The 8,678-nt window shown below is 70.4% G+C and carries 6 protein-coding genes and 2 CRISPR repeat arrays; of the genes, 1 reads left to right on the top strand and 5 read right to left on the bottom strand.

Annotation, left to right across the window (positions count from 1 at the left end; all coding sequences use genetic code 11):
* Positions 1 to 114: 114 nt before the first annotated feature.
* Positions 115 to 389: a CRISPR direct-repeat array (repeat unit 29 nt; unit sequence CTGCTCCCCGCACCCGCGGGGATGACCCC).
* A gap of 162 nt (positions 390 to 551) precedes the next feature.
* The 5 genes from ACIPK4_RS39640 to ACIPK4_RS39620 all read right to left on the bottom strand — a co-directional run bounded on the left by ACIPK4_RS39640 (position 552) and on the right by ACIPK4_RS39620 (position 5,829).
* Positions 552 to 1,997, bottom strand: a complete 1,446-nt coding sequence (locus tag ACIPK4_RS39640) for an FAD-dependent oxidoreductase (protein WP_402322709.1) — start codon at positions 1,995 to 1,997, stop codon at positions 552 to 554.
* Complete coding sequence (locus ACIPK4_RS39635) at positions 1,994 to 3,199, bottom strand: MAB_1171c family putative transporter (protein WP_402322706.1); 1,206 nt, start codon at positions 3,197 to 3,199, stop codon at positions 1,994 to 1,996. Before ACIPK4_RS39635 ends, ACIPK4_RS39640 begins: the two co-directional genes overlap by 4 nt.
* 133 nt (positions 3,200 to 3,332) lie before the next feature.
* Positions 3,333 to 4,574, bottom strand: coding sequence for an MAB_1171c family putative transporter (locus tag ACIPK4_RS39630; protein ID WP_402322703.1), 1,242 nt, complete (start codon positions 4,572 to 4,574; stop codon positions 3,333 to 3,335).
* On the bottom strand, positions 4,574 to 5,158 hold the full coding sequence (locus ACIPK4_RS39625) for a toxin-antitoxin system, toxin component (protein ID WP_402322701.1): 585 nt from the start codon (positions 5,156 to 5,158) through the stop codon (positions 4,574 to 4,576). Before ACIPK4_RS39625 ends, ACIPK4_RS39630 begins: the two co-directional genes overlap by 1 nt.
* Before the next feature lie 92 nt (positions 5,159 to 5,250).
* Complete coding sequence (locus ACIPK4_RS39620) at positions 5,251 to 5,829, bottom strand: helix-turn-helix transcriptional regulator (RefSeq protein ID WP_402322698.1); 579 nt, start codon at positions 5,827 to 5,829, stop codon at positions 5,251 to 5,253.
* Positions 5,830 to 6,371: 542 nt separating this feature from the next.
* Here ACIPK4_RS39620 and ACIPK4_RS39615 point away from each other — a divergent pair.
* On the top strand, positions 6,372 to 7,697 hold the full coding sequence (locus ACIPK4_RS39615) for a hypothetical protein (protein WP_402322695.1): 1,326 nt from the start codon (positions 6,372 to 6,374) through the stop codon (positions 7,695 to 7,697).
* A 259-nt stretch (positions 7,698 to 7,956) separates the two neighbouring features.
* Positions 7,957 to 8,656: direct repeats of the CRISPR family, unit length 29 nt; unit sequence CTGCTCCCCGCACCCGCGGGGATGACCCC.
* Positions 8,657 to 8,678 lie beyond the last annotated feature (22 nt).

Below are 8,678 nucleotides of genomic sequence, written 5' to 3'. Positions count from 1 at the left end.
CGATCCACGGCCGCGACTGACGTTTCCCCACGGCAGGACCAACGACCACCCGAACCGAAAGTCACATGATCAACGGCTTCTGTTAGGACCTCTTAAAGTGGCATGTCGGTGAGTCTGCTCCCCGCACCCGCGGGGATGACCCCCGGCGGAAAAGTGCCTCTCCACGGGCGAAAACCTGCTCCCCGCACCCGCGGGGATGACCCCCGCGACGCGCTCAGCAAGCTCTCCGACCCGGACTGCTCCCCGCACCCGCGGGGATGACCCCTTCGTCCTGTGCTTCGACGACGTCCCCGTCTCCCTGCTCCCCGCACCCGCGGGGATGACCCCAAGCCAGGCGGCATCGGTGACATGATGCCGAGCCTGCTCCCCGCGCCCGTGGGGACGGCCCCATGCCTCTGCGCCTGAAGCCGAAGATCGGACCAGCTCGTCCTCGTCCGGCTCGTGCCATCGGGGCAACGCTGTGCTCGCGACGGCGTCGACGAGGTGTTCATTGGGGGTGGAGTCGGCGGACGCGGCCGACGCCGTGCAGGCCATCGGGACGGTCGGCGCGGTCATTTGGCGGGGTGCGCCGGGGCCGCTCCCAAGGTGCGCAGGGGTGGCCGGGCCAGGACTTCGTGTTCCTTCGGGGTCAGTGCCGGGCCGTCGAGCAGCGGTGTGCGGGGGCCGAGGGCGGCGGCCAGGAGGACGCCGGGGTGGGCCAGGACGTGGGCGGGCCGGCGCATGGCCATGACGTCGGTGAGTTTCCTGACGACCAGGGCGTTGCCGATGGCCGCGTGGTTGAGGCGGTGGACGTAGCGGGCGACCAGGCGGTCCGCCGGCGTTGGCCTCCTGCCGATGGCGCCCGGGTAGAACCGGTCCTGGCCGACCGCCAGCATCCAGGCGGCCGCGGCGGGCCGGGCGATGGCGCGCTGCGCCTTCGACGCGAAGCCCGGCGCGAGGACGGGCGTACGCCGGGCCTGATCGCGCAGGGCGACGGCGCCGAGGGCCGCGGCGGACATGCCGTGTCCGTAGACGGGATTGAGGCTGGTGGCCGCGTCGCCCACGGCGATGAATCCGTCCGGCAGCCGGGCCTGCTCGAAGTGGCGGCGCCGGTTGGCGGTGCGGGTGAAGACGGATACCTCGCCGGCCGGCTCGGCCCGGGCCAGGAATTCGGCTACGAGGGGGTGGCGGGCCTGGCGGGCGAATTCCTCGTAGAGGTCCTCGTCGGCGCAGGGCTCCGCGCCGCGGGTGCCCGAGAGGCTGACGTGCCACTGGCCGTTCTCGATGGAGATGATCGTAGCGACGATTCCCGGCTTGCCCTGGCCCGGGTCGGCGGGGATGTGGATGACCGGCCAGTCGGTCTCGGTCCCCTGGGGTGCCCAGTACTTGCGGCTGGCGTAGCGGACGCCCGCGTCGACGACGGTTTCGCGTATCTGTGGGCCGCCGATGTCGCGGAGCCACTGGGTGCTCTTGGAGTTGCGGCCGGTCGCGTCGACGACGAGGTCGGCTGGGATGAGGCGCCGCTCGCCCTGGGCGTTGCGTACGGCGACGCCGAGTACGTGGGCCGCGTCGCCTTCCAGGCCGCAGACCTTGGTTCCGGTCTGTACGCGGACGTTGGGCAGCCGCAGGACCCGTTCGCGTACGGCCCAGTCGATGAGGTTGCGGCTGGCCCCGATGAGGTAGTGGGTGTCGGCCCAGGAGCGGCGGAACCAGCCGGCTGCGGAGAAGGACACCATGCCGTTGGGGATCGGGATGCGGTGGGCGCCGGCGGCGAGCCAGTCGCCGGTCACACCCGGCAGCAGTTCCTCCATCGCGTCCGCCCCTCCCGCCCAGAGCATGTGGGCGTGGGCGGCTTGGGGGAGCCGGGGCCGCGGCGAGGGGGTGTCGGGCAGCGCCGTGTCGTGCTCCAGGATCAGGACCTCGGGTACGGAGGGGGCGAGGGCGGCGGCAGCGAGGGTGCCGGCCAGGCCGCCGCCGAGTACGACCACGCGGGCGTCGGACGAGGGGAGCTCTGTCATCGGGTGCTGCTTTCTAGGATGGCGGATTGCCGGAACGAGCGGACGGTCGCCGAGTTGGCCAGCGCGAGCGACATCCGTACGAGTCCCTGGGGGCTGTTCGGCGACTCCAGGACCGTGTCCGCGGTGCGCGGCGGTGTGGAACGCGGGGATGTCTCCTGGGCTCTTTCCCAGGCCACGACGGCGCTGGCCAGGGCGGCCGCGTCCGCCACGGCCTGCGCCTCTTCACTTGGCCGGCCGGCGTCCAGTTCCTTGCGCAGCGCCTGTTCCCGCAGGTCGGCGAGCAGGTAGGGGTTGACCGCGAGGATCCCGTCGTGGATGTCGGACTCGCGTTGGGTCAGCCGGATTTCGATGGGTGTCCAGGCTCCGGCTGACAGGTCGATGCTGTGCCGTGTCGCCGTCCGCAGTTCCTGGTGGAGCGGGCGGAGCAGGCGGAAGCGGCGCCACATCCTCCAGCGGCTGGTCACGTGCTGCGTGATGAGCGGCAGGACGAAGCCGGTCGCGATCAGCAGCGCGGACACCGAGGCGAGGGCCGGGGCGAACTGGACGCTGAGCACGCTCCAGTCGCGGCCCGCCCAGCGGGCTCCGATCGCCGTCAGCTTGGCGACGTCGTACAGCAGGTTCAGGACGTAGCCGGTGGCGATGAACGCCAGCCCCGCACGCAGCCCGCCGCTCACCTCGCGGGCCCATCTGCGGCACAGGACCGTCATGGTGACAGCCGCGGTGGTGTGGGCCGCGATGTAGAGGAGGATCATCTCCCTGATGTACGGCGTGCTCGCGTAGTAGGTGTCCAGGTCGCGCAGGCGCTCTTTGGGGGCGTCGCCCAGGACGAAGAGGGCGTTGATGGCCACGATCACGGCGAGCGTGACCAGGGTGCACAGACGGGAGCGCCGACGTGCCCGCCCGGCGTCCTCGGGTGTGCTGCTCCAGTGCAGGATGAGGACGATATTGGCCCCGGAGAAGGCCGTGAGCAGGGAGAACACGAGCGGTGCGGCGGCGTTGGGAATGCCGGTGATCCTGTTGACGGCGATAAGAGTGGGGATGGCGGTGCATCCGAAGACCGCGGTGGCGAGCGCCAGCAGGACGCACACGGACCGCAGGAGCTCGTCGCGCGGATTGCGGCACAGTGCGGGCAGCTTCAGCAGGGTCGCCAGCAGCAGCACTGCCCCAGGTATGTAGAAACCCAGACCGTTCGAGTCGTTCACCGCACGTCCCGGGTGTGGTGTGCACCCCGCGTGCGCTGCGCGTCCTGCGCATCCCGCGTGGGTGTGTCCTGTGTGTCCTGCGCGCCTCCGGTAATTCGTGTCCGCCGGGTGGCCGTGGACCGGGTCATGGCGGTCATGGCTGGGTCTTCCTCACGCAGGGATCAAATAAGGGTGTCCGGGGCGGTTCGGGCACCCGGGGCCTCCGGGCGGCGGGTCCCCGCGTCCTGTGCGTCCCGTGCGTCGAGGCGGTGTAGTGCGCGGCGACCCGGGCCATGCCGTCGATGCCGCCGGCGATGACGGGGCCGAGGGCTTCCAGGCCGGCGGCCTGGGCGGAATCGTCGAGGATGTCCGGCCGGTCCCTGCTCGCCTTGACGGCATCGGCGATCATCGTGGCCGCCGCGTACGCGAACGCCGCCTGCGGATCCACGCCCGTCTGCCGGGCTTTGCCCTGAGCGGCGGACAGGATGTACGGGTCGCAGTACGGGGCCAGAGCGAACAGCCGGTCGTACACGTCGCATTCGCGGTTGCTGAGACGCGTACCGAGGGCGAGGAAGGGCAGCCGCGGCGCGGGCGTGTCCGGCGCCAGAGCGCCCAGATCGCGGTGGAGCGGCCCGAGCTGCCGGTAGGTCTGCCAGGTGTGCCAGTGCGCCGCGAGCCGTTCGCCCTGGGGGAGGAGGAAACCGAGGGTGGTCAGCAGGGCGCCCGTGCTCGCCACCGGCGGGGCGATGTACGCGTTGAGGTGGTCGAGATCGCCGCCGATCCACCGGGCGGTGACGGCTGCCCCCTTGGCCAGCCCGAAGGCCGCATTGAGCACGAAGCCGGCCACGAGTACGCGCAGGCCCGCCTTGACCCAGCCGCTGACCTCACGCGACCACCGCCAGCACAGGAACGGCAGGACGGCGCCCACCGCGATGTGCCACCCGAGGTACACGACGATCATTTCGCGGATGAACGGAGTGGTCGCGTAGTAGGTGTCGAAATCGCGGAGCCGCTCCACGGGTGCGTCTCCGAGGGCGAAGAACAGGGGGATGAGGCATGCGACCACAGCGCACGAGGCCAGCCAGCGCCGTGCCGTCCGGCGCGCGTCCTGCCCCGTCCCCTCGCGCCAGAAGACCAGGAGGGCGATGCAGGAGGCGTTGAAGGCGCTGAGGATGACGTAGACCAGCGGCGCGGAGATGTTGGGAATGCCCGTGCCGCGGTTGAGCGCCCGGATGGTGGGCGGTGCCGCGAAGACGTACCCGGCGCAGGCCGTGAAGAGCAGTCCTGCCATGGCCGTCGTGGTGGGATTGCGCCGACGCCGGACGAGGGCGGGCACCTTCGACAGCAGGGCGAGGAAGAGGGCCGCTGCCGGTATGTAGTAGTCCAGATCCCGCATCAGTCGTCCGAAGCGCCGAGGGAAGCCTGGATCCTCGCGGGAGTGCCTTCCAGGATCCGCTGGTCGGGATCGTGCTCCACGTGGCGCCGCAGCCGCCGGCCCATCAGCCTGCCGAACTTCTCGGCCTCGGCTTCCTCGTCCGAGACCGCGTGGCTGCGCGCGGCGACGTGCCGTACGGCGGCTTCCAGCTCCGCGTCGGCCATGTCGCCGTTCACGAACCGGGTGGCGACCCGGGCGTCCAGGGTGTGCTCGCCGCAGTGCCCTTGCAGCATGTGCCAGATCTCGTGGCCGAGGATGACGAGGGAATGGAAGTCGCTCGTGCTCTTCACGACGGCGATCACGTCGTCGTGCTCCCGGTCCACCCACAGACCCGAGACCGGGCCGACGCTCGCGGGGAAGTTGCGGCGCACGATGCGTACGGGGCGGCCCCGGCGGCGGGTGAGGTACTCGGCCAGCTTGCGGAACAGCTGGTCCACATCAGAGGGGACGGGCTCGCCGACGCCAGCTTCCAGCTCCGCGTACAACTGTGCCATCTCGTGGTCCAGCCGCTGTCGGTCCCGCTGCCTGTGCCGCCTGCTCGTCATGATGCCCCCGCCTTTCCACACCGCCGCGGGCCATGCTCCGGCAGCAGCACATTTCCCCCCGGTCCTCATCCGGCCCTGCGCGCCGGCCGCGTTCAGTCCTCCTGCTGGTCGTCCAGGATGACTTCCAGCAGGGCCTGCATCTTGGCCAAGGTTTCGGGAGCCCCGCGGAAGGCGACCTTCCGGAGTTCGAACCGCTCCTTGAGCACCTTGAGTCCGGCCAGCTGCTGGGCCTGCACCGTCTCCAGCTTCTCCCTGAACGCACGGTCCAGGGCCTGTGACGGGGTCGCGGTCAGGAACCCGCGCGGGACCTGGAAGAAGTCCTCAATCCGGGCCGCGTGCTCCAGCTTCGGCACAGCGCGGCCCTTCAGCAGCTCGCCCACCCACTGGGGCGTCACCCCGGCGCCTTCGGCGATCTCGGTCTGCGTGTAAGGCGCACCGTCGCGGCGAAGCCGGGTCCGGCGCAGGAACTTCAGCCGCTCGACCACCTGTTCCAGGAAGTCGACCTCGACCAAGGGCCGGCGGCTGAGCCCGGCGCGGACCACGCCGACCGGCAGGCCGGTGTTCCAGGAGATCGCCTCCGCGTCGAGGACCTTGTCCCAGTCGAGTTCCGCTTCCTCGATCAGCTCCTCCAGCAGCGTCAGGCTGTTGAGGTGAGGAGTGGAGACGGTCACGGATGCTCCCGGCGGGTTGGCGGCATGTTCCCGTGCGGTGGTGGACGGCAGCAGGACGCTGTGTACGTGCCCGGCTACTAGAGCAGATCAATGATTGCTTACACAAGTGAAAGGATCATTGAATCCGCCTCTGGGGAGCGGTGGCAGTCATGAGGCAGGCATGCCTGTTCAGCGGCACAGGGTAGGGGTTTTGGCCACGCTGCAACCAGAACCAGACGCAGATATTCGAAAGAATCCTTTTGTGACGTGAAACGATCGTTGACATGCAGACAGTGTGAGCATCAGGCTTCTGGACGTCAGGAAGATCAACACACCGGACGGACGGACGGTCGGACAGGCGGGCGCGCCGACCGGGCCGGGCACCCGGCGCCCCCGGCATCTGCAGCCCAGCCGCTACCCCGAGCCGTACGACGGCCGTTGGCCGGTCTGCGACGGCCGCAGGGCGCAGGTGCCCGGATCGAGCACCCCGGCCTGGACTCCGTCGGTCCTTCCCCCTGACGCGCCATCCGCCACGACACGACGCGCACTCGGAGGTACCCACGATGCTCGCTCCGGAAGTGCGCCGCGGAGGCGGACTCCCCTTCGGTCAGGTCGTGTCCCAATGGGTCTGCGACCCCCGGTATACGAGCAACCTGCGCACGCTGTACTGCATCCTCGTCACGTACGCGGACATCGGAGGCCGTGACACCTCCAAAGGGCGTCCCTGGCGGTCCGAACTCGCGGCGCAGCTCGGTGTCTCCCTCAAGACGCTGGACCGAACGCTGCTCGAAGGCGAGTGCGCCGGCCTCTTACGCATCGAACGCCGTACCTCGCCGCGCAACGCCCGCGAGAACGACGCGAACGTCTACCACCTCTTCGACGCCCGTTTCTGGCGTGGGGAGTGGACGGATCCACTGGAGGCGGGGCAACGGGCCTGCGACGTGGCGGCGCAGGTCACGGCCCAACGGGTCGACGCCAAGCGCAAGGCCGGGATCGTTCCCAAAGGCGGCTGGCGCAGCAAGGACGCGGGGGTGGCGTCACCGGTGACGCCAGGGGGTGGGGACAGTGGTGACGCCGTACCCGGCGTCATGGGTGACGCCACCCCCGCGTCACCCATGACGCCCTATAACGAGAACCCGGTCGACAGCCCCGATCCACAGACCGTCCGTCCGTCCATGTCTGTACCTGTACCTGTACCTGTACCTGTAGCCCCGCCCGACGACGCCGCGGCGGGAACGGGAACAGGAACGGACAGCGGCGGAGCCCGAGCCGCCGAGCCCGAAGCAGTGCAGATCACGGTCGGCATCGGCCTGCTCCTCGAGGTCGCCGCATGGCAGCCGGAGTTCACGCTGACCGGGCAGGCGCTCGAGGACCAGGGCCGGGTGGTGGAACGGCTGCTGCGCGCCGGCTGGAAAAGGAGCCACCTCAAGACGATCGTCTCGGGCCGGCCCCTCCCCTCCCCCCTCCATCACACCGTCGGCGCCATCGTGGCCGCCCGGTTGCGAGCCGCCGAGGCGATGCCCGTTCCCCATCCGACCGCAGGCTGGGACGCGCTGGCCGCCCGCGAAAATCCGGCGGACCGAACCGTGGCGGAGGCACTGACCCGGAGGGTGCACCGCGAATGCACCCGATGCGCGCGCCCGGCCACAACGGCCACGAACCTCTGCGGAGACTGCGCGGGACGGCCCGCATGCGAAGCGGGCTGCGGGAGTCGTACGCACGGCGGCAGGTGCCTCTCATGCACCGACGACGAGGCAACCACCGCCATAACCCACCCCGCGGACGAAGGCATCTGCCCGGGCCACGACGCCCCCTGCGGCCGGCCCGTCCAGACCCGGGGCCTGTGCGGCCGCTGCCGGATCGCAGCCGAAGAAGGCCGGGGGCACTGAGCAGGAGGCGCGCTGACGAGCAGCCGCGACGGTCGAGCCAGCCACGGAAAGGAGCCGCCAACAGGCGGCCAAGCCCGAAAAGTAGGACAAGCGGACACGAAGGCCAGCATGTCGGAGGGCTCTCCGTATCCCCAGGCCTTGCCGCCCAGCGCCGTCCGTCAGAAAACGAACTCCGAGGTTCTTTTGATCCCGATTGCCGGATTCGATGAAAGTGCACAAAAACAGCCCACGGCCCGCCTAGAGGCCCAGGTCAGAAAGCCTGCTCCCCGCACCCGCGGGGATGACCCCGCGGTCGTCCTAACGGATTGGGCGTACGCCATTTGCTCCCCGCACCCGCGGGGATGACCCCTCGTTACCGACGTTGGTCAATTGGAACTGATTCTGCTCCCCGCACCCGCGGGGATGACCCCCGCATCGAGGAGCTCGTCGCGGAGATCGAGGCCTGCTCCCCGCACCCGCGGGGATGACCCCGCCCCGAAGATGCGCGACCCCAAGCAGCTCAACTGCTCCCCGCACCCGCGGGGATGACCCCCAGAACGAAGAGGGGCCCCAGCGAACCGGGGCCTGCTCCCCGCACCCGCGGGGATGACCCCGTCCGGCACCACCGATGCAGCCCAACCCCTCCCTGCTCCCCGCACCCGCGGGGATGACCCCACCACCGGGCCGGACACGCCGCCGGGGGCGGTCTGCTCCCCGCACCCGCGGGGATGACCCCGTTGGGTGGAGGCGCAGTGAGGCGGGCCTGGCCTGCTCCCCGCACCCGCGGGGATGACCCCGTCACAGCCGGTCCCCTTCCTGGATCGCTTTCCTGCTCCCCGCACCCGCGGGGATGACCCCGGGTGCTGCTGTACGGGCTGGCGGACGTTCCCCTGCTCCCCGCACCCGCGGGGATGACCCCCAACTGCTCGACGAGCTGGGTGCCCTGCCGGCCTGCTCCCCGCACCCGCGGGGATGACCCCCAACTGCTCGACGAGCTGGGAG

Source organism: Streptomyces sp. NPDC086989, from assembly GCF_044745505.1.
Lineage (GTDB): Bacteria > Actinomycetota > Actinomycetes > Streptomycetales > Streptomycetaceae > Streptomyces.
This window is presented reverse-complemented; position numbering and strand designations above follow the sequence as displayed.